The following is a 23261-nucleotide window of genomic DNA, read 5'->3' on the forward strand; positions in this document are numbered from 1 at the left end:
TGACGGAGCGCAGCGAACGATGGTTCCCGGGCCGCATTCCCTGTCGGGCGAGGCTACTGCTTTGTCTGTGGCATAAGATCGGTCCGGCCTTCTGCCTCATCGGCCAGCCAGGCGAGGTGGTTCGAAAGGTCCCGCGCCTGTTCGGCGGTCATCGCGAGCGGGATGGTCAGGGCGTCCTCGTTCGAGGAGATCGCGGCCGGCAAGTATCGAACTTCGACCAGGCAGCCGCGTTCCGGCAGCGTTCCCATTGTCCAACCACAAACCGGAAAGCAATGGCGCATGCCGTCGTCGTCGCTCATCAGGCCTCCTTCTCACCGCTCCGCCCGCCACGGATCTGGTCCATGGTGCAGCGTTTCGGAGCCTTGTCGTCCCGCCAACGCAGCAGCCGGGCGCCATGGCGCATGTGGCTGTCAGTGATGTGATCGGCCGATACCTCGACCACCTGCTTCGGCTTCACCGGGATCGGATTGCGCTCCCGTCCTGACCAGCGGCTCGGTCCGCCCGGCGCGCGGCCGCTGAAGGCCAGCTTGCCGCCGATCAGCGGCCGGATCCGCCGCTCCGTTTCCGGATTCGTTTTTCCGACACGGACGCGACCGACGTAGTGGAGCAGCCCTTCGCGGTCGTACAGGCCCAGCAGCAGGGAATCGAGCTGCTGGCCGGGCTGCTTGTAGTAGACGCCGGCGATGACGCAATCGACGGTGGTCCACAGCTTGTACTTCCGCATCGACCGCGCGCCGGGCTCATAGGCAAGGTCGAGCCGCTTCGCGATGATGCCGTCCAGTCCGTGCCCGACATCTTTCAGCCAATGCAGCGCAAGCTCATGGTCGGTGGTCGCGGGTGACAGCATTACCCTCGCAAGGTCGGGGTCGATGCCCCCGAACAGCTCCTCGAGGAGCGCGCGGCGCTCTCGCAACGGGCGGGGAATGACGGATCTGCCGTCCTCTCCCGCGAGGAGGTCGAACGCCATGAAGGTCGCGGGCTGCTGCTCAGCAAGCCTCGCCACGCGGCTCGCGGCAGGATGAAGCCGAAGCTGCAGTGCCTCAAACGTCGGTTCACCGTCGATGAAGGCGAGGATCTCGCCGTCCAGCACAAAGCGGTGGAGGGGGAGTTCGGCCATCGCCGTCACGAGCTCGGGGAAGTACCGGCCCAGCGGCTTCTGATTGCGGGACTGGAGCTCCACGCGTTCGCCGTTCCTGAAGGCGATGCAGCGGAAGCCGTCCCATTTCGGCTCATACTGCCAGCACGAGCCCTCCGGCAGCTCGCTCACGGACTCGGCCTCCATCGGCTCCACGGAGAGCGGAATATCGATTCCGGGTATCCTGCCGGAGGATGAGGTTGGGGCCAGCGCGATCACCACAGGAAAACGGTGCTTCACCGATCCACGGTTCCGCCGCATTTCCACTAAATGTAGCCGCCCGAAATCATCTCCATGCCCGGCCGCGCGATTGATGATCTCAAGCCACTGCAGCTACGTGTCGTAGCTGTCGATCTCATCGTCGTCAGGCAACGCCATTCCCGACTCGATCTCCTCAGCGGTCGGCAACGCTGCGGCAAGAGCCGCCGGCAACGCGTCGGCCAACAGCAGTTTGTATTCGGCGACACCGATGGGGCTGCTGACACTGCGCAGCGCATACTCAACGACGACGCGATTTCGCTCCCGACACAGGATCAGGCCTATGCTCGGGTTGTCCTCGGGCTCACGCTCGCGGTCGTCCAGCGCGGCAAGATAGAAATTCATCTTGCCGGCGTGCTCCGGCCGGAAGGCGCCGATCTTGAGATCAACGGCGATCAGGCACCGCAATCGTCGATGATAGAAGAGCAGGTCGACATACCAGTCCTGGCCGCCGATCTCCAGATGGTGCTGGCTGCCGATGAACGTGAATCCCTTTCCCATCTCGAGGAGGAGATCCTTCACGCGCGTGACCAATGCGTGCTCCAGGTCCCGCTCTCTGACGTTCTCGGCGAGGGAAAGGAAATCGAACTGGTAGGGATCCTTCAGGATCTTCTGGGCGAGATCGGATTCGGCTGGCGGCAACGCGCGGCTGAAATTCGTGATCGCCTGCCCCTGGCGTTCATGCAACCGGGTTTGGATTTGTGCCGCAAGCACGGGCCGGCTCCAGCCATGCTCGACGGTCGCTTCCGCGTACCACAGCCGGATGGCCGGATCCTTCAACTTGGTCAGCAGCTCGATGTTCTGCCCCCAGGGAATTCGTCCAACGACCCGTTGGACGATTGAAGGGTCAGGCCAGGCTTCGGCAAACGACCGCATGTACAGCAGGTTCGCGCGCGAGAACCCGCGCGCACCCTCGAACTCGGCGCGGAGATCGGCAGCCAGGCGATCGACCACCTTCGCGCCCCATCCATGTCGGCCCTGCCGTGACAGGATATCATGACCTATGCGCCAGTAGAGCCCAATCAGCTCGGCGTTGACCGACAGGGACGCCCTCAGCCGGGCCTCCCGGATGCGCGCCTTCACCTCCGCGAGCCAATCGCTATAGCCCCCAGGAATCTCGGCAAGGTGATCCGTCATCTCGTTTTCGTCGGCGGTTCGTGAGAAAGCCGTCCATACTGCTGATCGATGATGGCCAATGCCACCCCGTAAGACTACCCGTCCGGAGAGCAGGCCGAAACAAGGCCTCTTAGCAGCAACCTGCGGGCTCCCCCGACGCAAACGGTCGCGGCAAGCGCATTGCGAACAAACCGGGAATGATGCTGACTGGTCGGATGAACGCCGCCGAGTCGACCGCTCAGCCCCTGACCTATCTGGACACGCTCAACGCGGAACAGCGCGCGGCCGTGGACTTTGGAATTGGCGACAGCGCCGCCGGCCCGCTCCTGGTCATCGCCGGCGCCGGCACTGGTAAGACGAACACCCTGGCGCACAGGGTCGTGCGGCTGATCGAAGCCGGCGCCGATCCGTTCCGGATCCTGCTGCTGACCTTCTCTCGCCGTGCGGCCGACGAAATGAAACGCCGGACGGAGCGGATCGCCGCGCGGGCGCTCGGCGAGGGTGCCGCGGCGACGCTGGCTTGGGCGGGCACCTTCCACGGAATCGGCTCCAGACTGCTGCGCGACCATGCCGACCAGTTGGGCCTGGACATCTCGTTCACGATACACGACCGCGAGGACTCGGCAGACCTGATGGGCGTGATCCGCCACGAGCTTGGGTTGTCCGCGACAAAAGAACGTTTCCCGACCAAGGGCGCCTGCCTTGACATCTATTCCCGGGTCGTCAACGCGCAGCTGCCACTCACCGCGGTGCTTAAGGACACCTTCCCCTGGTGCGCCAGCTGGGGCGACGAGCTCCGCCGGCTGTTCGCTGCCTACGTCGAGGCCAAGCAAGCCCAGATGGTGCTGGACTACGACGACCTGCTGCTGCACTGGGCTCAAGCGATGGCGGATCCCGACCTAGCGGCCGAGATCCGGAGCCGGTACGACTATGTCCTCGTCGACGAGTACCAGGACACCAATCGCCTGCAGGCCTCCATCCTGACCGGGCTGAAGCCCGATGGCCGCGGCCTGACGGTGGTCGGCGACGATGCACAGGCCATCTACAGCTTCCGCGCTGCGACGATTCGCAACATCCTGGATTTTCCGGAGCTGTTCGCGCCGCCGGCGACGGTGCTGACGCTCGCCCGGAACTACCGGTCGACGAAGCCGATCCTGGCCGCGGCGAACGCGGTCATCGACCTGGCCCCGGAGCGCTATGCCAAGGAGCTGTGGTCGGAGCGGGCGTCCGAGCAACGGCCTCGCCTCGTCAGTGTCACGGACGAGATCGAGCAGGCACGGTACGTCGCCGATCGCGTGCTCGAGGACCGCGAGGCTGGGGTGCCGCTGAAGCAGCAGGCCGTGCTGTTTCGGACCGCCACCCATTCGAGCGCCCTCGAGGTCGAGCTGGTCCGGAGGAACATTCCATTCGTCAAGTTCGGCGGCCTGAAATTCCTCGACTCCGCGCACGTCAAGGACCTGCTGGCCGTCCTCCGCTGGGCGGAGAACCCGCGCGATCGCGTGGCGGGCTTCCGGGTTCTGCAGCTGCTGCCGGGCGTCGGCCCGGCCCATTCCGGCCGGGTGCTGGACGAGATGGCATCGGCGCTGATGCCTTTTGCAGCGCTCGCCGGGGCAAAGCCGCCTGCAGCCGCGGCTGCAGCCTGGCCAGATCTGGTGGCGCTGATGCGCGTCCTGCGCGATCGCGACCTGGCCTGGCCAGCGGAGCTTGACGCGATCCAGCACTGGTACGCGCCACACCTGGAACGGATCCATGAGGAAGCCGAGACCCGTGCGGCCGACCTGGTCCAGCTGGCGCAGATCGCCACCAGCTCCGCCTCGCGGTCGGAGTTCCTCACCGACCTGGCGCTGGATCCTCCGGACGCGACCGGCAACCACGCTGGGCCGCCGTTGCTCGACGACGACTATCTGAACCTGTCCACTATCCACAGCGCCAAAGGCCGCGAGTTCCGGTCAGTCCATATCCTGAACGTGGTCGATGGCTGCATTCCGTCCGATCTCGGCACCGGATCGACGGAGGAGATCGAGGAGGAGCGCCGTTTGCTCCATGTCGGCATGACCCGGGCAAAGGACGATCTGCACCTGGTCATGCCCCATCGATTCTACACGCACAGTCAAGTGAAGCGCGGCGACCGGCACGTCTACGCGCCGCGGACGCGCTTCATCCCGAACGCGATCCTGGGCCTGTTTGAGACTTCGGTTTGGTCCAGCGCTGTCGCCGCCCAGTCAGCGGCGCCGAACGCCGCTCGGGCGCGGGTCGATGTCGGCGCCAAGGCGAGAGCAATGTGGAGCTGAAACAATCGACCGGCGGGCACCTGGGCCGGTCACCGCAATCACGCTTTTTGAGATCCGGACTATCACTGCACCCGGGCACCGAACAGCACCAGCTTGCGGCAGCCCATGCCTCCGACCTTGACCTTCACCGTCCGGCCATCTTCGAGCTGCAGCAAGAGGTCTGCTCCTGCGATGAACTCGTCGAGATGGCCGATATCGACGTCCGTGTCGGTGAGGAAGGCGCCGTAGGGGCGATGGGCTGCCGCATTGCGACGGACGCGGGAGGCGACGCGGTATCGACCCGTCCAGCTGGTCCCGCTCCACGGACTGTAGAGCACCCCCGTGCCCTCGATACGATCCCCTTCGGATGGCATGGCACATGTCCGGCCAGTCGCGGACCGCGACACTCGTGATCCTTACTTCGTGGGGCGACGGTCGCCGCGGTCGCCCTGGCCTGGCTTCGCGACCGTCTTGGCCTTCTTTCGGACATCCTGCGACAATGACCGGCCGACATCGTCGGACTCCTTGAACTGGCCCTTTTCATTGCGGCGCACATAACGCTTGTCGGTGCCGGTATCGATGAGCTCGCGCTTCGTCATGGCTGAGCACCTCCTCGACAGGATTACGGAGTGGAGCGCGATCCGGTTCCGTGCCCACAACCGAGCCGTCCAGATAGGGGAGGGAAGGCACTCGCGGAGCCGTTCGGGTGCAACCGCGGACGCCAAAAAAGGGGGGCCGTCGGCCCTGGATCGGATCGGATAATCGGAGCGCGATGCACCGGAGGGTTGCGACCGAAACGGCCTTCCGGCAGTCCGGCTCCGGGCTCCCCCCAACCATGGCGGGAGCCGGACTCCCGCTGCCACGTCGACGAGGCCGCCCACGTCAGGAAGCCGGATTCTCGATGCCAAGGGATCGGAGCTCGGCGCAGAGCCAGGACCAGCAGGCCGGCGCTCGCGTCGCCATCTCAGCGAGGCCGGTCCCGATCCCCGCGCTTGGCATGACAACATCGCCACCAGCGTCGAGGTGTCGGCGCAGCCGATCCAGCGCCGGTCGTGCCTCCGCCTGAAGCCTTTCCAGGTCGGCATCCGTCATGAAGGCGTCCGGCCGCATCGAGGGAGCGCGCTTCGTCGGAATGGCGACAGCGTTCGGCTCCCCGCGCGCTTCGGCCGCCTGGCCGCCGAAGCCCTTTCGCTCGAAGTTGTCCCCGAACGTGTAGAGGGTATCGGGAGCGGCCTTGATCTGCTCGCGCAAGCACGCCGGCTGCACACAATTGTGCGCCGTTCGGCAGCCTCGGCCGCGAGCGGATCACCACCGGCATTCCCAGGATCATGATCTGAACTGCACTCGCGGGTCCGAGGGAGTCGGCGAAGGCAGGCGGATCGGGCTGACCAGGTCGAGCCCCGACGATGCCGGGGTCGGGCTCTATTGCGCTCGGCGCCGGTGGCGCCGAGCTTCGCCGAGCCGCCGGCGGCGTCTCGGCCCTTTCGGGTGACGATCCTTCTCATGTCCAAGCGGTGCGGCCCGGTCGGGGCCACACTGGTCGGTTGCCGGCTGCGCCGTCGCCATGCTCAACCGCCCAGGGTGGCCTGTTTCCGTACCGGTCCCGCGTGGCGCTCGTCGCGGTCGCCGGCTGCGCCGTCGCTATGCTCGACCGCGCCGGGATCCTCGGGTGAGCTCGGCCGCCGTTGTCGGTCGAGCCGAGGGGAGCTGCGCTCCCACATTGCCTCGACAACCCGACCGCCGCGCACCGATGGCCGTGCGCTTCGAAGGATACGCCGACCTTCGACGATATCTGCCGGTTCCCGAGGTGTTGAGGCAGGCCATTTCTCCATGCCTGCACGACAGCCCATTCGAGCGGCGCAGGCCGTGGTCGAGCCGAGGCACAGAGCGACGGCTGTCGGCCCCGAGACGTCATCCCGGCGACGCGACGATGATCCGCTGTGGCGCAAGTCCGTCGGCGCCACGCCGTTCCGTCCCACGGCTGGTCTTTACCGTCCTGGCACCTGTCGGAACGGGTCCCTGCACGCTCCGTGCAGCCGGGCCTCTTGGAGAGGAACCGCGGGCCGCCACGTCTCCTCGTGGCCCGTCCGCAGGCACGCCCATGCCGCCTCGGATGGCCCGATCTGGCCGAGGGGTCGGCTTCGCCTCGATCGCTGGTCCGCAACGGCGGCCGCTGGCTTTTTTCCGCCGCCTGGTAGGCTCGGCTTTGCATCGCGAAGCAAAAAAGCCGGCGCTCGCCGTCCTCCGCTGCGCTGCGGGCCTGACGGCTGCGGCGCGATCGCCCTCGGCCCCTTGATCGCCATCGAGGCCGCATGGGCGCGGCCCCGAGAACGGAAGAGGAGAGCATCATGGCGACCATCGGCACCTTCACCAAGTCCGCGGACGGCTTCTCCGGCGCGGTCCGGACCCTGACCCTCAACGTTAAGGCGACGATCCGCCCGGCCGAGCGGGAGAACGACAAGGCCCCGGACTACCGCGTCTACGCAGGCGCCATCGAGTTCGGCGCCGCCTGGAAGAAGACCTCGAACGCCGGTCGCGACTACCTCTCGGTCAAGCTCGACGACCCGAGCTTCCCAGCCCCGATCTACGCGTCGCTGGTCGAGATCGAAGGTGAGGACGCCCTGTCGCTGATCTGGTCCCGCCGCAACGGCGACTGAGCCGGCCGGATCACGGCGCCCCGCTCTCCGGAGCGGGGCGTCTTCCTGTGCTTATCGTGACCATCGCCGGATCCATGCGGCGGACCTGCGGTCCAACCTGTCCCGTGGAATCTTGCTTTGGGGCTCCGCCCCCGCGCGGGCAAGGGGGCCGAAGCGGTCTCCCCGACCTTCCTCCCCCGGCCCGAAGCCGGGGTTCGTGCAGGCCGGGCGATACCCCTCCGCTCCGGCCGCCCTTGCCCTTGCTCCCCCGGTCTCGCCGACGGGCAGGGGTGCAGCGCAGCGCTGCGCTGACACCCCAACCCCAAGGAGATCGGCTATGACCACCAGCGTGATTCCGGATCAGGAAGCGGTTTCGAGCGGCTTCCATGTCGATGTGGGCCGGGGCGATCGTATCGGCCGCGTCTCATCGGAGTGGTACGCGCGTCCCGCCGACGAGCGGTACCTCAGCCTGTCCGATCTGCATGCGGCGGTGCGCGCCCGCGCCCAGCGGGCCACCGCGCGGACGGTGGAGAGCCGGGCCGTCCGAGTCGAGGCGAGCCGGGACGACGCCGAGCGCCTCGCCTTGATCGTCCCCGGCCGAGACGAGCCGATCTCGCCCACCCATTGGAGCTTCGGCCAGCTCTGCACCCTGATCGGCGCTCCGTCGGCCTACCTACGGCAACTGCCGGCACCGCTGGCCGGGATCAACCTGCAGCACGGCCTGCTCAGCCACCGCGGCGAATTGGTGAAGACCCTCGAAGCCGAGGCCGGCCGGATCGAGCTCCGCGCCGTCACCGGGCCGGATTACGGTCGCATCTGGGATCACGAGCTTGTCGCCGCCGTGCAGCGCATCGCCGGCGACGGCACCGGAGATACCCGCTGGAAGGTGCCGGGCGTGCTCGACTGGTCGACCATGACCCACAATCCTTTTGTCGACGTGACCGCGGAGACGACCACCCTCTATGCCAGCGATCGGGACGTGTTCCTGTTCCTGGTCGACGACACCCACCCGATCGAGGCGGGCAGGCTGCCGAACGGCGAACCGGATCTCTATTTCCGCGGCTTCTACGCCTGGAATTCGGAAGTCGGGTCGAAGACCCTCGGCATCGCCTCGTTCTATCTCCGCGCCGTCTGCCAGAATCGGAACCTGTGGGGCGTGGAGGGCTTCGAGGAGATCACCATCCGGCATTCGAAGTTCGCGGCGCAGCGCTTCGCGCATGAGGCGGCACCGGCCCTGGCCAGCTTCGCCAATTCCAGCCCGGCCCCCTTCGTTGCCGGGATCAAGGCGGCGCGGGAGCGGATCGTCGCCCGGACCGAGGAGGATCGGCAGGCCTTCCTGCGCAAGCGCGGTTTCTCCAAGCCGGAGACGGCCAAGATTATCGCGACCGTGCTGAACGAGGAGGGGCATCCGCCTGAGAGCCTGTTCGATTTCGTACAGGGGATCACCGCGGTGGCCCGCACCAAGCCGCACCAGGACGGCCGGCTTGAGCTTGAGGGCAAGGCGCGGGCGCTGCTGGAGCGCGCCGCCTGATTATCCGTAAAGCCGTGCAGCCGGATTTTAGCCTGCACGGCTTTACGCGTCGGTGGATGTCAGAATTTGCGCATGGCCGCCGATCCGGCTTTCCGGGTCGGCGGCCATGCGCACGCGTGCGTCGCCGCTCGCCGGGCCGCGCGGCCCGGCGAGCGGCGGATCTATTGCCTCGTGCGGCGCCGCGACTTCTTGGCCTCGACAGTGGCCTCCTCGTCGGGCGTGACAAGCTCGATGTGCGAGACCCCAAGCGCCTGCGCCAGCTCGTAGAGCGTGACCACGGTCGGATTGCGGCGTCCCCGTTCCAGGCTGCTGAGATACTGCTGGCTGAAGCCCGAGACGTCGGCAAACTGCTCCTGGGTCAGGCCCTTCTCAAGCCTGACGCGTCGCACGTTCCGTCCGACCAGCCGCCGCATATCCATACGGCAAAGGTCGACAGATACACACTATAAGTTTATCAACTATAGTATGTATTCCTAAGCTGCCCGTGACAGGCCCGCCGATTGCAGGGCATTTTGTCGGGCGGCCGATACTGCGGACGCGATGAGGGACAGGGACGAGTGGCTCCTCCGACTGCCGATACCGCGCCGATCGGCGTCGAACTGACCGACTACGACCGGGAGCATCTGGTCGACTATCTCCGCCTGCTCGATGCGGCGGAGGAGGGGGCGGACTGGCGCGAGGTCGCCAGGATCGTGCTCGGTCTCGATCCCGACCGGGATTCGGAGCGCGTCCGCAAATGCCATGAGAGCCATCTCGCCCGCGCCCGCTGGCTCAGCGCCCAGGGCTATCGCGAACTCCTGCGCAAAGGCTGATCCGTCGCCGATCCGGAGAACTGGATTTCCGCAACGTCGCATCGTCGCATCCGCAGCTTTGCGGCGAGCCGCGGAGCCGGATGTGCACGCATCCGGCATCGCGTGATGCCGTTGCGAGGACTTCTCAATCAGGAATGAACTCCCAAGATGCGGCCATGCATTGTTGATGATGCCGGACCGAGGGAGACGTCATGCCGAACGGCGACTGGCGGTCACGGGCCGCCTACGACTCCGATCTGGATGCCCCGGACTTCGCCTGGGAGGCGTTGCGGCGGCATCCGGAGTACCGGAGCGACTACGAGCGCGCGAAGGGGAAGGAGGCTCTCGGCTCCGAGGCCGAGGCGGCAAGCCTCGCCCGGCGCTGGGGGCTGACCTTTTCTGGCGGATCCGCGCCGGCGCGCCTCCGAGCAGCCCGTGTTCTGGCTGCCCGAGCTGCACGCCCGCACGGTGTTTCTGACCCCCTCCCTCCCTGATTCCCCGACCGACACCATCGTCTTCGATCCCGACACATGGTTCGGCGCGGTCGCCGAACGCCGGAGCGCGGATGGCCTGCATCTGCTGCTGCGCGACGGCCGCAGCACGCATCGCCTCTGGCTGCCGGGACCTCCGGCCCGCGGCACCGCCGTCGACGCGGCCCTTTCACTCGACGAGACGGCGCCGCTCCGGGCCGAAGCGACCCTCCGCTTCTGGCGTCTGCTTCGGGAAGGACGGCCGCAGGCTCCGCCGATCCTGCCGACGCAGCGACGGGAGCGCCTTGTGGCATCGCTCCGCGCCGTCGACGGGCGGTTAGAGGGCGCGAGCTATCGCGAGATCGCCGAAGTGCTGTTCGGCGCCGACCGCATCCGCGAGGAGAGCTGGAAGACCTCCTCGCTCCGCGACCGCACCATCCGCCTCGTCCGCTCCGGCCTGGCGTTAATGCGCGGCGGCTACCGCCGCCTGCTCGGGCCTCGCCGCTGATCTTCGGGCCGGGGTGGCGATCATCGCCACCCCGGTCTTCGCCATCCTCCCACGCGGCGGCGCTTCGCCACCATGGCCTTCGACCGGTCGCCCTGTCCGGCGGCCTTCCCGAAGACCACGGAGCCCGACCATGCCCGACCCTCTGGCCGGAATGCCGCCGCGTTTTCTCCGGACGCCCGAGGCCGCGCGTTTCCTCGGCCTCTCCGGCCGCACCCTGGAGAAGCACCGCACCTACGGCACCGGGCCGCAATACCGCAAGATCGGCGGACGCGTCGTCTACACCATCGAGGACCTGAAGGCCTGGGCCGACCGCGGCTCCCGGCGCTCGACCTCGGACCTGGGCGCCGACACCGTGCTGCCGGCCAAGCGCCACGCCGCCGTGGCGCCGCAATACACCGCCGGAGAGCCGGGGAGGGGACGATGACCACTCTCCCCGAACGGACGATGCTCGATCCCTTCGTGGCGTTGCCCGAGGAGGGTGTCAGCCCGCGCGATCAGCGCGACCTGATGGAGCGCCCCTTCTTCTCGCTGGCCAAGGGCCGGCGCACCCGGCCGGTCCTCTACAAGGCCGGCGATACGGAGGTGCAGATTTACGCCATGCCCGAGCACGGCATGGCGACCATCTGGGACGCCGACATCCTGATCTGGGCCGCAACCCAGATCGTCGAGGCCGCCGACCACGGCCTGCGCACCTCCCGCTTCCTGCGCTTCACGCCCTACCAGATCCTGCGGGCCACCGGCCGGGACACCGGCTTCCGTCAATATCGCCTGCTGAAGGCAGCGCTGCAGCGGCTCCAGTCGACCGTTGTGCTGACCACGATCCGCCAGGGCCTCAACTGGCGTCGGCATCAGTTTTCCTGGATCGGCGAGTGGCAGGAGCTGGTCGACGGCTCCGGCCGCTGCCGTGGCATGGAGTTCGTGCTGCCGGACTGGTTCTACCGCGGCGTGCTCGACCGCTCGCTGGTCCTGACCATCGACCCGGCGTATTTCCGGCTGACGGGCGGCATCGAGCGCTGGCTCTACCGGGTCGCCCGCAAGCATGCCGGCCGGCAGCCCTCGGGCTGGGCCTTCGAGATCCGCCACCTCCACACCAAGTCCGGCAGCCTGGCCCGGCTGTCCGACTTTGCCCTCGACCTCCGCCAAATCGCCGCCCGCCAGCCGCTGCCCGGCTACCGCCTCGCCTTCAAGGGCCGCGACCTCCTGTGGATCACGCCGATCGCGGGGCCGCACTTATCCACAGAATCGGTGGACAAGCCTGTGACTGCGCTCGGTACATCAGGCGCAGCGGGTATCGGTACTTCGGGCGCAAGCCTATCGGTACATCAGGCGCACGAAACCCAGCTAACCCTTTGGTCTGCAAGCGAGACCGGCGCCCGTAACTTAGAGTCTAACTTAGAAGACTCTAACATTGTTGGTGATGCTCGCTCGACGCGCCGCACCACCCGGCGAGGCCCGCCGTGATCGTGGCGCTGCTCAACCAGAAGGGCGGCGTCGGCAAGACCACGCTCGCCCTGCACCTCGCCGGCGAATGGGCCCGCCAGGGCCGGCGCGTCACCGTCATCGACGCCGACCCGCAGGGCTCGGCCCTCGACTGGTCCGAGCAGCGGGCGCGGGCCGGTCGGCCGCGGCACTTCGGCGTTATCGGCCTCGCCCGCGACACGCTGCACCGGGAGGCGCCCGAGATCGCCCGCGGCGTCGACCACGTCGTCATTGACGGGCCGCCGCGCGTCGCCGCGCTGATGCGCTCGGCGCTGCTCGCGGCCGACCTCGTGCTGATCCCGGTCCAGCCCTCGCCCTTTGACGGCTGGGCCTCGGCCGAGACGCTGCGGCTGCTCGATGAGGCGCGGCAGTTCCGGCCAGACTTGCTGGCGCGGTTTCTGCTGAACCGCTGCGGGGCCGGCACCGTGATCGCGCACGACACGGCGATGTCGCTCGCCAGGGCCGACCCGCCGGCGCTCGCCGTGCGCATCGGCCAGCGCGTCGCCTTCGCCGACGCCGTCCGCAGCGGGCGGCTGGTCGGCGAGTTCCCGCGCAGTCGGATCGCCGTCCGCGAGATCCGGATGCTCCCGGCCGAGATCGAGAGGCTGACGCCATGAGCTGGCCCTTCGCCAGGCGACCGGGCAGCCCTGAGGCGTGGATTCGGGCGCCGGAAGCCCGCAAGCCCGTCACCGCCCGCCTCACCATCGACGTCACACCGGAGCTGCGCGGCCGCATCAAGATCGCGGCCTACCGCCAGGGCGTCACCGTCGCCGATCTGCTGCGCGACCTGCTCGCGCGCCACTTCCCCGCATCCGATGAGACCGGAGATGTGCCATGAGCAATCTCACCCAGCTCGAATTGCTGCGTCTGCACCGGCGGATCGAGCACTGGCTCCGCTTCGGCCGGCCGGTCGCGGAGGCGGGTGTCGATCAGCATCGGCGCATCCTGTCCTTCGCGCCCGGCAACGTCTTCGCCGTCCTGCGCTGGGCCGCGACCGATCTCGGCACCGGGGTCTCGCGCATCGACATCCTGCGCGTCTCGGCGCCAGGCGAGCGCTGTTCGACCGTGCCGCATGTGCGGCCCGGCGCCGAGATCCTGCTTCGCCAGTCCGGCTGGCCGAAGGTCGAACGGGTGCTGCAGGCGATCGATGCCGTCCTGGCGTTCGGGATCGACCCGGCCGACGCCGCGCCGGACCACTGGCGGCACGTCAACAACCGCCTGACCGCCGGCTTCGCGCCGCGGGCCTACAGCCGTGAGCGCCATCCCGCGTGGCACAGGCGCCGGAGGATCGAGGCATGAGGGCGCGCATTGCTCCCCTGGCCGCGATGCTCGCCGGCGTCTGCCTGATTGCAGGCCCGGCGCTGGTCTCGCCGATGCCGCGCCTCGTCTGGAACGCCTCGGCAAGCCTGCCGATCGGGCTCTACCGCGTGCGCGCAGTCGACCATCTCGCTGTCGGCGATATCGTGCTCGCGCGGACGCCGGCCGCGCTCGTCCCGCTCTTCGCCCAGCGCGGTTACCTGCCGGCCGGCGTGCCGCTCATGAAGCGCATCGCGGCACTGCCGGACAGCACCGTCTGCCGCATGGGCCGGCAGATCGCGATCGATGGCGCCGCCGCCGGACAGGCGCGCCAGCGTGATCGGTTCGGCCGGGCGCTGCCGGTCTGGCAGGGCTGCCGACGGCTCGGGTCCGGCGAGGTCTTCCTCATGAACCGGGGTGTCTGGGACTCGCTGGACGGGCGGTATTTCGGGGCGGTGCCGATGGCCTCGATCATCGGCCGCGCGGTGCCGCTCTGGACATGCGGGGCGCCGCGATGATGCGAAGCCGCAGCCATCCAGGAATCCAATCGGCGGCCGCCATCCTGCTCTGTGTCTGCACGTGGACGATCGCTGTCCGAGCCGAACCGGCGACGAGCGTCGCGGTGGAAGCATACGACCCTTGGTCGGCCTACATCGCCGAAGCCTCACGGCGCTTCCGCGTGCCGGAGCCATGGATCCGCGCCGTGATGCAGATTGAGAGCGGCGGTGACGCTCGCGTCGTCTCGCCGAAGGGCGCCATGGGACTCATGCAGCTCATGCCGCAGACCTGGGCCGAGCTGCGCGGCCGCTACGGCCTCGGCGCCGACCCCTACGACCCGCGCGACAACATCCTGGCCGGCGCGGCGTACTTGCACGAGATGCACGACCGCTATGGCTACCCCGGCCTGTTCGCCGCCTACAATGCTGGCCCCCGGCGTATGGACGAGCACCTGTCCAAGAGCCGTCCCTTGCCGGCCGAGACGCAGGCCTATCTCGCAGCCCTCGGCTATGCGGACGCCGCGCGGGCGCATACGCCGGTGGTTGCATCCACCGCCAGCCTGTTCGTCGATCTGCATGGCGGTGACCGAGAGGGGAGCCTCCGGCCGTCTTCGGCCGGCGGCCTCTTCGTGCCGGTGAGCACCACGCGGAAGCACACGCCATGATGGCGCGGCGGCACCGGCGGAGCCCCACCGGAGAGAGGGACCGTCTCTTCGGATCATCCATTCTCCCATGCCGGGACGGGCCGCGTCGTGGACGAGCGGTCCCCCCAATTTTGCCGAGCGAAAGGAACGCGCTGCGCGCGCCGGTCTGTCGTCCCGCTCGACAAAATCGGCTCCCCCGCTCGCCGGCCAGCCGGTCGCCTGCGGCGATCCACGACCCGGCCCGCCCCGGCATGCGCCGCACCTCCCGTCTTCAGACTTGGGACGGAGAGGACCATGCTCCACGACCACATCCGCGAGCTTCAGGCCGAGCTGCGCCATTGCCATCTGACCCGCCGCGAGCGCGCTGCGGCCGAGGCCGAGCTCGCGCAGGCGACCGCCCGCCAGGCGGAACTCGACCGCGCCTTCGACGAACTGTTCGACACGCGGCCGCGCCGCCGCCGCCCTGCAGCCGATCGGCATCGGGAACGCTGATCGCAGACAATTCCAAGCGCATCGGGCGCGGCGTTCGTCGAGCGTCGTGCCCGCCATCGGCGAAAGGCCGGCGCTCCTGGAGAGGTCCGCTCCAAACCCTTTCCCGTCTCGGTCGTCTCATCCTGTCAGCCGGACGAAACGCCCGTCAAGGAGGCGTGGTCCCCCCGAAATGCTGACGCATTTCGGCTCCCCCACGCCCCGCTCCGCGGCGCCTCCGGCGTCCTTGACGGCCGCTCCGCCGGCCGAGCCCGGGGCACGTCCTCGACGCGGAGGACGTCAACCAAGGAGCATTCCGATGACCATCGCATCATCCCGTCCCATCCCGGGCACCGACGCCGACTGGCATGATCGGCGGGAGGCGTTCGACCTCATCCGCCGGCTCGAGAATGCCATCGCGGCATGCAAGGACGCGCCGCCCTACCTGCCCCGTCCGAGCGACGAAGAGGAGGAGGATTACAATCCCGTCGTTGAGAACACAGGGCCCCGGCAACGCGCCTGCTTGTTGCAATGGCAGGCCTGGGATAACCCGACCGTCGTCGAGATCCTGACCGCCCAGAAGCGGCTCGCTCTCATCGAATAGGCCTCTCCACGGCGGGGGCGGTGCCCAGGGAGCCGCTCCCGCCTTCTGCATTCAGTGCTCAGCAGTGCTGCCGGGGCGAGTGCTGGCCCAACACAGCGAAGCACCCCGACGCACTGCGATATATCACTACTACAGGTTGCGGATCTGAGAGATGCGGGACAACTTTTGAGCTATGGCAAGATAAAAGGGTGTGGCCGTTGGTGAGGTAAGTTCTTGAATATTCATAGATTGCTCCGGCCACGCGCGGCCCGGGGAGTGCCGCGGCGAAGCGATTTCCGAATCGGATCAATGGATTTTGCGGCACTGCGCTCGGCGCAGGTTCCGAGGTGATCGACAATGGGCACGCGTGACGACGATCTTCGCGTCCGGCTGGGCCGGATCCGCAGCCGCGGCAGCGGTCGCCGGCCCACCTTTATCGCCCAGGTGCTGAAGGCGGCGCAGAAGGCCGGGCATGTCGGGCCGCGCTCGCCTCGGCTGCCGCGGCCGGACCGGTCGGGCTTCGGCCGCGGGCGGCTTGCCTTCAGCCGCGATCGGCTCTTCGCGCCTGGACGCCGCGTCGTCGTCAAGGCCCGTGTGGTCCGGCACAAGGGGCGGAGCTTTCACTCGGCGCCGATGGCGGCCCATCTTTCCTACCTGAAGCGTGAGGGCGTGACCCGCGATGGCGAAAAGGCACGCATGTTCGACGCCCGCAACGATGTGGCGGACGACGCAGCCTTCGCCGCCCGCTGCCGCGACGACCGGCATCACTTCCGGTTCATCGTCTCGCCCGAGGACGCGGCGGAGATGACCGACCTCCGGGCCTTCGCCCGGGACCTCGCCACCCAGATGGAGCGCGACCTCGGCACCCGGCTCGACTGGATCGCGGTCGACCATTGGAACACCGACAACCCTCATGTCCACATGCTGGTTCGCGGCGTCGCCGAGGATGGCAGCGATCTCGTCATCGCGCGCGACTACATCAGCCGCGGCCTGCGGGCGCGAGCCGAGGCGCTGATCGCGCGCGAGCTCGGGCCGAAACCCGAGCACGCGGTGCGGCTCGGGCTGGAGCGGGAGGTCGAGGCCGAACGCTGGACCAGGCTCGACGCCGAGATCCGCCGCGTGGCGGATGAGGAGGGCTTCGTCGATCTGCGGCCCGGCGGTTCAGGCGAGGACTCGTCCGACCTCCGTCGGCTGATGATCGGCCGGCTGCAGCGGCTGGAGCGGATGGGACTTGCAGCGCCCGCCGGCCCGGCCGAATGGGTTGTCGCGGCCGATGCCGAGCGAACGCTGCGAGAGCTCGGCAATCGCGGCGACATCATCCGCACGATGCACCGCAGCCTGACCAGGCAGAGAGCCGAGCGAGGGCTCGGCGACTATGTCATCCACGGCCGGGGCGCCGCGGCGACGGTAGTGGGACGCCTCGTCGACAAGGGACTGCACGACGAACTCGCCGGCGAGGCGTACGCGGTCATCGACGGGATCGATGGCCGGGTTCATCATTTCCGCTTTCCGGATCTCGGGGCGCTCGAGCACACGTCGCCGCTCGGCGGCATCGTCGAGATCCGGTCGGACAGGACGGAGCTGATCACGCGCTCGGATCTCGACATCCAGGCGCAGGTGAGTGCCCGTGGCGCGACTTGGCTCGACCGCCAGCTCATCGCGCGCGAGCCGGCGACGCTGTCGGACGGCGGCTTCGGAGCCGAGGTCCGGGCGGCGGTGGAGGCTCGGATCGAGCGGCTCGCCGAAGACGGGCTGGCGCGCCGCCGAGGGCAGCGGGTCGTCCTCGCCCGCAACCTGCTCGACACGTTGCGTTGGCGCGAGCTTGGTACCGTCGCGGCGGCGCTCGCGGCCGAGACCGGGCTGCCGAGATCGGAGACCGCTGCCGGCGATCCCGTCGCGGGCACCTACCGCCGCCGGCTCGACCTCGCCTCGGGTCGCTTCGCGATGATCGAAGACGGGCTCGGGTTCAGCCTGGTGCCCTGGACGCCGATGCTGGAGCGGCGCTTCGGCCAGGAGGTGTCTGGCGTCGCGCGCCCGGACGGCGGCGTCGACTGGAGCTTCGGGCGCAGCCGGGGGCTCGGGATCTGAGCGCGGCGTATCCTCCGGCGGGCGCACCGCACACGGCCTGTTTTGACGCGATGGCTGCGCCGCCAGTGCGACGTCGCGTTTTCGGCGGTTGCCTTGCGGCCAGGCTCGCCGGCATGGCTTCTGCGGTCCTCTTTGCACGGTGTGGCATGTCCGGAACCAAGATTCTCTGGGGTCAGATCGTCGTTGTGTTCGCGGTGGTGCTCGCTTCCGTCTGGGGCGCGACCCAGTGGGCGGCCTGGAGGCTCGGCTACCAACCCGAGCTTGGCAGTCCCTGGGCCGAGTTCGCCGGCGTGCCGCTCTATCCACCGCCGGCCCTCTTCTGGTGGTGGTACTGGTACGACGCCTATGCACCGGGCCTGTTCATCGAAGCCGGGCTGATCGCGGCTGCCGGCGGCGTCGCCGCGATCGGGATCGCGATCGGCATGTCGGTGTGGCGGGCGCGGGAGGCAAAGGAGGCGTCCACATACGGCTCGGCCCGTTGGGCGAGGGAAGAAGAGATCCGCGAGGGCGGCCTGCTCGGGCCCGATGGAGTCGTGCTCGGTCGTTTCCAGCGGGAGTATCTCCGCCACAACGGGCCGGAGCATGTGCTCTGCTTCGCCCCGACCCGCAGCGGCAAGGGCATCGGCCTCGTCGTGCCCACACTTCTGACCTGGCCCGGCTCTGCCATCGTCCACGACATCAAGGGGGAGAACTGGCAGCTCACCGCCGGCTGGCGTGCCCGTTTCGGCCGCGTGCTGCTGTTCGATCCGACCAATTCCGGCTCGACCGCCTACAACCCGCTGCTCGAGGTCCGCCGCGGCGACGCCGAGGTCCGCGACGTCCAGAACATCGCCGATATCCTCGTCGATCCCGAAGGCGCGCTGGAGCGGCGCAACCATTGGGAGAAGACCAGCCACAGCCTTCTGGTCGGCGCCATCCTCCACGTTCTTTACGCCGGGTCGGACAAGACGCTCGCCGGCGTCGCCGCCTTTCTCTCCGATCCAAGGCGGCCGATCGAGAGCACCTTGCGGTCGATGATGTCGACGCGCCACCTCGGGGACCGGCCCCATCCAGTTGTCGCCTCGGCCGCCCGCGAGCTCCTCAACAAGAGCGACAACGAGCGTTCCGGCGTGTTGTCGACCGCGATGAGCTTTCTTGGCCTCTATCGCGATCCGGTGATCGCCAAGGTCACCGCGCGCTGCGACTGGCGGATCATGGACCTGGTCGAGCGCGATCAGCCGGCGACGCTCTACCTCGTGGTCCCGCCGTCCGACATCAGCCGGACCAAGCCGCTGATCCGCCTGGTGCTCAACCAGATCGGGCGCAGGCTCACCGAGCAACTGGAGACGGCAGGCAGGCGCCGGCGCCTGCTCCTGATGCTGGACGAGTTCCCGGCGCTCGGACGCCTGGACTTCTTCGAGAGCGCGCTCGCCTTCATGGCCGGCTACGGCCTCAAGAGCTTCCTGATCGCCCAGTCGCTCAACCAGATCGAAAAGGCTTACGGGCCCAACAATTCGATCCTCGACAATTGCCATGTGCGCGTCGCCTTCGCGACCAATGACGAGCGAACGGCCAAACGAGTGTCAGACGCACTCGGCACCGCGACCGAGCTGCGGGCGATGAAGAACTACGCGGGTCATCGGCTGTCACCCTGGCTCGGACACCTGATGGTGTCGCGCCAGGAAACGGCACGACCGCTGCTCACCCCGGGGGAGGTGATGCAGCTGCCACCAGGAGAGGAACTGGTTCTCGTCTCAGGCCTTCCTCCTGTCCGGGCCGGGAAAGTCCGCTACTTCGAGGATCCCCGCTTCGCTGGCCGCATTCTGCCGCCGCCTGCGGATCCCATTCCGGTCCTGGATTCGCCAGGGACTGCATCGGGTGCCGACGATTGGACCGGCGCGCCGCCGGACCAAAGGGGTCAGGATTGCGAGCGTTCCGGCGGCGATGCGGAGGATCAGGCCAACGGAGGAATTCGGCGCGAGCCCATGCTGCCCGCGCATGAGGCGATGGTGCCGGAGGCGCCGGCGCCCGAGACCGTTTTCGCCGACCTCGAAGACGAGCCGGATGACGAAGCATCGAAGGCACGAGCGGTGCGGCGGGCCATGCGCTCCGTCGCCCGGCAGGCGGCGCTGGACCCCGACGACGGCATATCACTCTGAGGAACCCGTGAAGACAAGGCTGAATGTCTACTTCTCGCCCGACCTGCTGCGAAGGGTCGAGGACCTTGCCGACCGGAAGCGGCTGTCGCGCTCGTCCATCGTCGAAGCCGCCGTTGCTTCGTTCCTTTCGCCGGACGAACCGGATCATCGCGAGGCTGCTTTCGCCCGGCGCCTGGACCATCTCTCCCGGCAGGTGCAGCGGCTCGATCGCGACCTTGGAATCTCGGTCGAAGCGCTAGCGCTGTTCATCAGGTTCTGGCTCGCCGTCACGCCGCCTCTGCCTCGCGACGCGCATGCGGCCGCCCAGGCCAAGGGGCGGGAGCGGTATCAGGAGTTCCTGGAAACGCTGGGAAGGCGGCTCGCCAAGGGAAAGGGGCTGCTGCAGGAGATCTCTGCCGAAGTGACGACTCCGACGAAGGAGGCTGGTTCGGGCAGCGAGTAGCGGGGACGCAGACGGCTCCGGGCGCGGCCAGGCGATCACGACCGAGGAAGGCGTGCCACTGCCCGGCCTTTTCCGCAGCGAAGGCTCCTGAAAGGCAACCGGTACCTTGGTCGGCCAAGGCGTGCCCCGCCGCTCGAAGGTCCGTCGCAGCGTGGCCGCCAGCATGGCGCGTCCGAACTTGAAGGTCCGCGAGATCGTCGACGGATCCCAGAAGTCTTTCATGCGACTGTTGACGATTCCCAGCGCAACGATTGGCTCCCCCTTCTCGGCGACGACGGTCTCGGGCGAATAGGCGCGCAACCGCGGGGCCGGTGGGTCGAGCAACGCCGGATAGTCCATCTCGATCGGCTGCGGCGTGACAGCGTCTCCGAAGCCGATTCCCACCCGGATCGCCACGCGTGCTCTTGCGATGGTGACGCTGGTACGGACAGCACGCCGCCGCAATCGGCCTGGTCGCGAATGGTCGCAGCCTCAAGGCCCTGCACGTCGAACACGACCCCGTCATCTGGCACGGGAACCGCGCAGATCCTCCGGAAGCGCCCTGTGATCGCCGCCGCGTCGGGATCGCCGTAATCGAGCCCGTCGGGCAGCGCCCAGCCGCTGAGGTGGACAAAGCGGATGGGCGGGTATGCCACTCTTGGCCGCCAGCCGGCTCGATCGATCGCCATCCAGACCCCCGACGGCATCTGAAGGGTCAGCTCGTGAAATCCAGGGCCGACGTCAGGCGGACAATAGCCCTTGGAACGAGCGCTGCGGCTTCGGCGAGCGTATGCCAGGCGTCGGGGCGGCTCCCGCGATTTGATGGACGCCGCGAGCCGGCCTGACCGCAACCCCATCGCTCACGAGACGAGCCATGGTTTCCGGGCCGATCCCCGCCTGAACCAGTCATGCATCCGGACCGGGGTCCCGTTCTGAAGGATCTTCTCTGCCGGGCGCTGGCCCGTCTGTGACAGTTCCTCGGCTGACATCAGCATATGCAGAGGTTTTTCACATTCGATGCCCGCGGTCGCAACCGGTGAGCCGCCGTGCTCCGGCCCAGCATGCCCGGCCGGATGAAGCGATCCGTCTGGTTGCGCAGCGGGAGCCCGCGTCAGACGCCGTTCATATCCGTGCCGCAGGCCCTGGACCGCCTGCCGCGAGATCAACCGTCTCGGGCTCTCGCCGGCAGGCGGTATTTCAGTGACCTCGTGCCGATTTCTTGTCTTCGCGCGCTGCCGCCCTACGCCCTGCTGCCCCTTGTTGCCTCCAAGCGAATCCTGCCCCTTCTAATGGTCCCCGCCTGATGGCCGGACCCCGGCCGACGGAGAAGGGGAAAGCGATGCCGACAGTCCCGGACAGAGCGGAAGCGGTCTCGCGCGGCGCCCGCATGCTGCGCACGGCGCTCGGGCCGGCAATCGCGACTTGGCTGCAGGATGCGACCGTCGTCGAGGTGCTGCTCAACCCAGACGGCCGGCTCTGGATCGACCGGCTCACCGACGGCCTTGCCGACACCGGCGAACGGATGTCGCCGGCTGACGGCGAGCGCATCGTCCGGCTGGTGGCGCATCACGTCGGCGCCGAAGTCCATGCCCGAGCGCCCAGGGTCTCGGCCGAGTTGCCCGAAACCGGCGAGCGGTTCGAGGGGCTGGTTCCGCCGCTCGTCGTCGCGCCGGCCTTTGCGATCCGCAAGCCCGCCGTCGCGGTCTTCACCCTCGACGACTACGTCGCCGCCGGGATCATGAGCACGGCGCAGGCCGACGCGCTGCGCCGCGCCGTGTCGCGACGTCGCAACATCCTCGTTGCCGGAGGCACCTCGAGCGGCAAGACCACCCTGGTCAATGCGCTGCTCGCGGAACTCGCCAGGACAGGCGACCGGATCGTCCTGATCGAGGACACCCGCGAGCTGCAATGCACGGCACCCAATGTCGTGGCGCTGCGGACCAGGGACGGCGTCGCGTCGCTTTCCGATCTCGTCCGCTCCGCCCTTCGCCTGCGGCCCGACCGCATCCCGATCGGAGAGGTCCGCGGTGCCGAGGCCCTCGACCTGCTCAAGGCCTGGGGCACCGGCCATCCGGGGGGCATCGGCACCATCCACGCCGGCTCGGCCATGGGCGCGCTCCGGCGCCTGGAGCAACTGATCCAGGAAGCGGTCGTCACGGTGCCGCGGGCGCTGATCGCCGAGACCATCGACCTCATCGCCGTCCTCGCCGGCCGCGGCACCCAGCGCCGGCTGATCGAGGTTGCCGAGGTCCACGGCCTGGCCGCGGCGGGCGACTACCACCTCGCCTCGATCTCGGATTCCCATCAACCCATCCTTCCAGGAGTTCAACCGTGATTCCCTCCTTCGCTCGTCGCTTCCGAGGACTTGCCGTCCTTTGCCTGATCGGCTGCGTCGTTCAGAGCCAACCGGCTCAGGCCGCGGGTTCGGGCATGCCCTGGGAGGAACCTCTGCAGCAGATCCTGAGCTCGGTCGAGGGGCCGGTTGCCAAGATCATTGCGGTGATCATCATCATCGTCACCGGCCTGACGCTCGCGTTCGGCGACACCTCCGGCGGCTTCCGCCGACTGGTGCAGATCGTCTTCGGCCTGTCGATCGCATTCGCCGCATCAAGCTTCTTCCTCAGCTTCTTCTCCTTCACCGGCGGCGCGCTCGTGCCATGACCGGGATCGACTCCGTTCCAGGCTTCCACGCGCCGGTGCACCGGGCGCTTACCGAGCCGATCCTGCTCGGAGGCGCCCCCCGGGCCATTGCCATCGTCAACGGCACGCTCGCCGCTGCGATCGGGCTCGGGTTGCGGCTCTGGATCGCCGGCGTCGTCCTGTGGCTGGTCGGACACGCCGTTGCCGTCTGGGCCGCCAAGCGGGACCCCTGGTTCGCCGAGGTCGCGCGCCGGCACCTCCGCTACCCCTCTCATCTCGGCATCTGAGCTCA

At 68.3% G+C, this 23261-nt stretch carries 28 protein-coding genes and 1 pseudogene; 21 read left to right on the forward strand and 8 right to left on the reverse strand.

Features of this window, described 5'->3' with window-relative positions:
- Positions 1-53 precede the first annotated feature (53 nt).
- The 3 genes from QFZ27_RS08850 to QFZ27_RS08860 all read right to left on the reverse strand — a co-directional run bounded on the left by QFZ27_RS08850 (position 54) and on the right by QFZ27_RS08860 (position 2530).
- Positions 54-299 (reverse strand): hypothetical protein, encoded by a 246-nt coding sequence (locus QFZ27_RS08850; RefSeq protein ID WP_429225815.1) that lies wholly within the window; start codon positions 297-299, stop codon positions 54-56.
- A complete protein-coding gene (locus tag QFZ27_RS08855; protein WP_429232434.1) occupies positions 299-1396 on the reverse strand; it encodes an ATP-dependent DNA ligase in 1098 nt (365 codons plus the stop codon). Before QFZ27_RS08855 ends, QFZ27_RS08850 begins: the two co-directional genes overlap by 1 nt.
- Before the next feature lie 72 nt (positions 1397-1468).
- Positions 1469-2530, reverse strand: coding sequence for a PDDEXK nuclease domain-containing protein (locus tag QFZ27_RS08860; protein ID WP_429225817.1), 1062 nt, complete (start codon positions 2528-2530; stop codon positions 1469-1471).
- A 194-nt stretch (positions 2531-2724) separates the two neighbouring features.
- Between QFZ27_RS08860 and QFZ27_RS08865 the strand changes: the two genes are divergently transcribed.
- Complete coding sequence (locus QFZ27_RS08865) at positions 2725-4800, forward strand: ATP-dependent helicase (protein ID WP_429225818.1); 2076 nt, start codon at positions 2725-2727, stop codon at positions 4798-4800.
- Between the two features lie 62 nt (positions 4801-4862).
- Here the strand turns inward: QFZ27_RS08865 and QFZ27_RS08870 are convergent, their stop codons facing one another.
- The 3 genes from QFZ27_RS08870 to QFZ27_RS08880 all read right to left on the reverse strand — a co-directional run bounded on the left by QFZ27_RS08870 (position 4863) and on the right by QFZ27_RS08880 (position 6030).
- Positions 4863-5153, reverse strand: a complete 291-nt coding sequence (locus tag QFZ27_RS08870) for a hypothetical protein (RefSeq protein ID WP_429225819.1) — start codon at positions 5151-5153, stop codon at positions 4863-4865.
- Positions 5154-5195: 42 nt separating this feature from the next.
- Positions 5196-5378, reverse strand: a complete 183-nt coding sequence (locus tag QFZ27_RS08875; protein WP_429225820.1) for a hypothetical protein — start codon at positions 5376-5378, stop codon at positions 5196-5198.
- Between the two features lie 283 nt (positions 5379-5661).
- Positions 5662-6030, reverse strand: coding sequence for a DUF7831 domain-containing protein (locus QFZ27_RS08880; protein WP_429225821.1), 369 nt, complete (start codon positions 6028-6030; stop codon positions 5662-5664).
- A 1097-nt stretch (positions 6031-7127) separates the two neighbouring features.
- Here QFZ27_RS08880 and QFZ27_RS08885 point away from each other — a divergent pair.
- Both QFZ27_RS08885 and QFZ27_RS08890 read left to right on the forward strand, forming a co-directional pair.
- A complete protein-coding gene (locus QFZ27_RS08885; protein WP_429225822.1) occupies positions 7128-7436 on the forward strand; it encodes a DUF736 domain-containing protein in 309 nt (102 codons plus the stop codon).
- A gap of 316 nt (positions 7437-7752) precedes the next feature.
- The gene (locus QFZ27_RS08890) at positions 7753-8946 is read left to right on the forward strand and encodes a DUF932 domain-containing protein (RefSeq protein ID WP_429225823.1); all 1194 of its coding nucleotides are present in this window, start codon (positions 7753-7755) and stop codon (positions 8944-8946) included.
- A gap of 161 nt (positions 8947-9107) precedes the next feature.
- On the opposite strand, the gene QFZ27_RS08895 is transcribed toward QFZ27_RS08890, so the two are convergent.
- A complete protein-coding gene (locus tag QFZ27_RS08895) occupies positions 9108-9365 on the reverse strand; it encodes a helix-turn-helix domain-containing protein (protein WP_429225824.1) in 258 nt (85 codons plus the stop codon).
- A 138-nt stretch (positions 9366-9503) separates the two neighbouring features.
- On the opposite strand from QFZ27_RS08895, the gene QFZ27_RS08900 reads away from it, so the two are divergent.
- The 15 genes from QFZ27_RS08900 (at position 9504) to QFZ27_RS08970 (ending at position 20350) form a co-directional block, all read left to right on the forward strand.
- Complete coding sequence (locus QFZ27_RS08900; RefSeq protein WP_429225826.1) at positions 9504-9758, forward strand: DNA -binding domain-containing protein; 255 nt, start codon at positions 9504-9506, stop codon at positions 9756-9758.
- Positions 9759-9949: 191 nt separating this feature from the next.
- Positions 9950-10231, forward strand: coding sequence for a transcriptional regulator domain-containing protein (locus QFZ27_RS08905; RefSeq protein WP_429225827.1), 282 nt, complete (start codon positions 9950-9952; stop codon positions 10229-10231).
- Entirely contained in the window at positions 10173-10715 is a 543-nt protein-coding gene (locus tag QFZ27_RS08910; protein ID WP_429225828.1) for a DUF2285 domain-containing protein, read from the forward strand. The genes QFZ27_RS08905 and QFZ27_RS08910 overlap by 59 nt, the downstream gene beginning before the upstream one ends.
- 130 nt (positions 10716-10845) lie before the next feature.
- Positions 10846-11139, forward strand: a complete 294-nt coding sequence (locus tag QFZ27_RS08915; RefSeq protein ID WP_429225829.1) for a helix-turn-helix transcriptional regulator — start codon at positions 10846-10848, stop codon at positions 11137-11139.
- Positions 11136-12176, forward strand: coding sequence for a replication initiator protein A (locus QFZ27_RS08920; RefSeq protein ID WP_429225830.1), 1041 nt, complete (start codon positions 11136-11138; stop codon positions 12174-12176). The genes QFZ27_RS08915 and QFZ27_RS08920 overlap by 4 nt, the downstream gene beginning before the upstream one ends.
- Positions 12173-12811 carry a ParA family partition ATPase gene (parA, locus tag QFZ27_RS08925; protein WP_429225831.1) on the forward strand — a complete coding sequence of 213 codons (639 nt, stop codon included), beginning with the start codon at positions 12173-12175 and terminating at the stop codon, positions 12809-12811. Before QFZ27_RS08920 ends, parA begins: the two co-directional genes overlap by 4 nt.
- Positions 12808-13032, forward strand: coding sequence for a ribbon-helix-helix protein (locus tag QFZ27_RS08930; protein ID WP_429225832.1), 225 nt, complete (start codon positions 12808-12810; stop codon positions 13030-13032). The genes parA and QFZ27_RS08930 overlap by 4 nt, the downstream gene beginning before the upstream one ends.
- Positions 13029-13493, forward strand: a complete 465-nt coding sequence (locus QFZ27_RS08935; protein ID WP_429225833.1) for a DUF2840 domain-containing protein — start codon at positions 13029-13031, stop codon at positions 13491-13493. Before QFZ27_RS08930 ends, QFZ27_RS08935 begins: the two co-directional genes overlap by 4 nt.
- Complete coding sequence (locus tag QFZ27_RS08940) at positions 13463-14008, forward strand: S26 family signal peptidase (RefSeq protein ID WP_429225834.1); 546 nt, start codon at positions 13463-13465, stop codon at positions 14006-14008. The genes QFZ27_RS08935 and QFZ27_RS08940 overlap by 31 nt, the downstream gene beginning before the upstream one ends.
- Positions 14005-14652 (forward strand): lytic transglycosylase domain-containing protein, encoded by a 648-nt coding sequence (locus tag QFZ27_RS08945; RefSeq protein WP_429225836.1) that lies wholly within the window; start codon positions 14005-14007, stop codon positions 14650-14652. Before QFZ27_RS08940 ends, QFZ27_RS08945 begins: the two co-directional genes overlap by 4 nt.
- 273 nt (positions 14653-14925) lie before the next feature.
- The gene (locus QFZ27_RS08950; protein WP_429225837.1) at positions 14926-15123 is read left to right on the forward strand and encodes a hypothetical protein; all 198 of its coding nucleotides are present in this window, start codon (positions 14926-14928) and stop codon (positions 15121-15123) included.
- 295 nt (positions 15124-15418) lie between these two features.
- Positions 15419-15703 (forward strand): hypothetical protein, encoded by a 285-nt coding sequence (locus QFZ27_RS08955; protein ID WP_429225838.1) that lies wholly within the window; start codon positions 15419-15421, stop codon positions 15701-15703.
- 336 nt (positions 15704-16039) lie between these two features.
- The gene (locus tag QFZ27_RS08960; protein WP_429225839.1) at positions 16040-17770 is read left to right on the forward strand and encodes a relaxase/mobilization nuclease domain-containing protein; all 1731 of its coding nucleotides are present in this window, start codon (positions 16040-16042) and stop codon (positions 17768-17770) included.
- A 146-nt stretch (positions 17771-17916) separates the two neighbouring features.
- Positions 17917-19908, forward strand: coding sequence for a conjugal transfer protein TraG (locus QFZ27_RS08965; RefSeq protein ID WP_429225840.1), 1992 nt, complete (start codon positions 17917-17919; stop codon positions 19906-19908).
- A 7-nt stretch (positions 19909-19915) separates the two neighbouring features.
- Positions 19916-20350 (forward strand): CopG family transcriptional regulator, encoded by a 435-nt coding sequence (locus QFZ27_RS08970; protein WP_429225841.1) that lies wholly within the window; start codon positions 19916-19918, stop codon positions 20348-20350.
- 96 nt (positions 20351-20446) lie between these two features.
- Here the strand turns inward: QFZ27_RS08970 and QFZ27_RS08975 are convergent.
- Positions 20447-20794 (reverse strand): annotated as a pseudogene (locus QFZ27_RS08975) (nucleotidyl transferase AbiEii/AbiGii toxin family protein); the annotation flags it as partial.
- A gap of 874 nt (positions 20795-21668) precedes the next feature.
- On the opposite strand from QFZ27_RS08975, the gene trbB reads away from it, so the two are divergent.
- From trbB to QFZ27_RS08990, 3 genes are read left to right on the forward strand one after another with little or no spacing between them, the layout of a single operon-like run.
- Positions 21669-22664 (forward strand): P-type conjugative transfer ATPase TrbB, encoded by a 996-nt coding sequence (gene trbB / locus QFZ27_RS08980; protein ID WP_429225843.1) that lies wholly within the window; start codon positions 21669-21671, stop codon positions 22662-22664.
- Positions 22661-22990 (forward strand): TrbC/VirB2 family type IV secretion system protein, encoded by a 330-nt coding sequence (locus QFZ27_RS08985; protein WP_429225845.1) that lies wholly within the window; start codon positions 22661-22663, stop codon positions 22988-22990. The genes trbB and QFZ27_RS08985 overlap by 4 nt, the downstream gene beginning before the upstream one ends.
- The gene (locus QFZ27_RS08990; protein WP_429225846.1) at positions 22987-23256 is read left to right on the forward strand and encodes a VirB3 family type IV secretion system protein; all 270 of its coding nucleotides are present in this window, start codon (positions 22987-22989) and stop codon (positions 23254-23256) included. The genes QFZ27_RS08985 and QFZ27_RS08990 overlap by 4 nt, the downstream gene beginning before the upstream one ends.
- Positions 23257-23261: the final 5 nt, after the last annotated feature.

This window comes from Inquilinus ginsengisoli (assembly GCF_050434925.1).
GTDB lineage: Bacteria > Pseudomonadota > Alphaproteobacteria > DSM-16000 > Inquilinaceae > Inquilinus > Inquilinus ginsengisoli_B.

Excerpts from the sequence above, each read along its gene's own strand:
- QFZ27_RS08850 (WP_429225815.1), bottom strand. The coding sequence starts at position 299 with ATGAGCGACGACGACGGCATGCGCCATTGCTTTCCGGTTTGTGGTTGG.
- QFZ27_RS08855 (WP_429232434.1), bottom strand. The coding sequence starts at position 1,396 with ATGCGGCGGAACCGTGGATCGGTGAAGCACCGTTTTCCTGTGGTGATC.
- QFZ27_RS08860 (WP_429225817.1), bottom strand. The coding sequence starts at position 2,530 with ATGACGGATCACCTTGCCGAGATTCCTGGGGGCTATAGCGATTGGCTC.
- QFZ27_RS08865 (WP_429225818.1), top strand. The coding sequence starts at position 2,725 with ATGAACGCCGCCGAGTCGACCGCTCAGCCCCTGACCTATCTGGACACG.
- QFZ27_RS08870 (WP_429225819.1), bottom strand. The coding sequence starts at position 5,153 with ATGCCATCCGAAGGGGATCGTATCGAGGGCACGGGGGTGCTCTACAGT.
- QFZ27_RS08875 (WP_429225820.1), bottom strand. The coding sequence starts at position 5,378 with ATGACGAAGCGCGAGCTCATCGATACCGGCACCGACAAGCGTTATGTG.
- QFZ27_RS08885 (WP_429225822.1), top strand. The coding sequence starts at position 7,128 with ATGGCGACCATCGGCACCTTCACCAAGTCCGCGGACGGCTTCTCCGGC.
- QFZ27_RS08890 (WP_429225823.1), top strand. The coding sequence starts at position 7,753 with ATGACCACCAGCGTGATTCCGGATCAGGAAGCGGTTTCGAGCGGCTTC.
- QFZ27_RS08895 (WP_429225824.1), bottom strand. The coding sequence starts at position 9,365 with ATGGATATGCGGCGGCTGGTCGGACGGAACGTGCGACGCGTCAGGCTT.
- QFZ27_RS08905 (WP_429225827.1), top strand. The coding sequence starts at position 9,950 with ATGCCGAACGGCGACTGGCGGTCACGGGCCGCCTACGACTCCGATCTG.
- QFZ27_RS08915 (WP_429225829.1), top strand. The coding sequence starts at position 10,846 with ATGCCCGACCCTCTGGCCGGAATGCCGCCGCGTTTTCTCCGGACGCCC.
- QFZ27_RS08920 (WP_429225830.1), top strand. The coding sequence starts at position 11,136 with ATGACCACTCTCCCCGAACGGACGATGCTCGATCCCTTCGTGGCGTTG.
- QFZ27_RS08930 (WP_429225832.1), top strand. The coding sequence starts at position 12,808 with ATGAGCTGGCCCTTCGCCAGGCGACCGGGCAGCCCTGAGGCGTGGATT.
- QFZ27_RS08935 (WP_429225833.1), top strand. The coding sequence starts at position 13,029 with ATGAGCAATCTCACCCAGCTCGAATTGCTGCGTCTGCACCGGCGGATC.
- QFZ27_RS08945 (WP_429225836.1), top strand. The coding sequence starts at position 14,005 with ATGATGCGAAGCCGCAGCCATCCAGGAATCCAATCGGCGGCCGCCATC.
- QFZ27_RS08950 (WP_429225837.1), top strand. The coding sequence starts at position 14,926 with ATGCTCCACGACCACATCCGCGAGCTTCAGGCCGAGCTGCGCCATTGC.
- QFZ27_RS08955 (WP_429225838.1), top strand. The coding sequence starts at position 15,419 with ATGACCATCGCATCATCCCGTCCCATCCCGGGCACCGACGCCGACTGG.
- QFZ27_RS08960 (WP_429225839.1), top strand. The coding sequence starts at position 16,040 with ATGGGCACGCGTGACGACGATCTTCGCGTCCGGCTGGGCCGGATCCGC.
- QFZ27_RS08965 (WP_429225840.1), top strand. The coding sequence starts at position 17,917 with ATGTCCGGAACCAAGATTCTCTGGGGTCAGATCGTCGTTGTGTTCGCG.
- trbB (WP_429225843.1), top strand. The coding sequence starts at position 21,669 with ATGCCGACAGTCCCGGACAGAGCGGAAGCGGTCTCGCGCGGCGCCCGC.
- QFZ27_RS08990 (WP_429225846.1), top strand. The coding sequence starts at position 22,987 with ATGACCGGGATCGACTCCGTTCCAGGCTTCCACGCGCCGGTGCACCGG.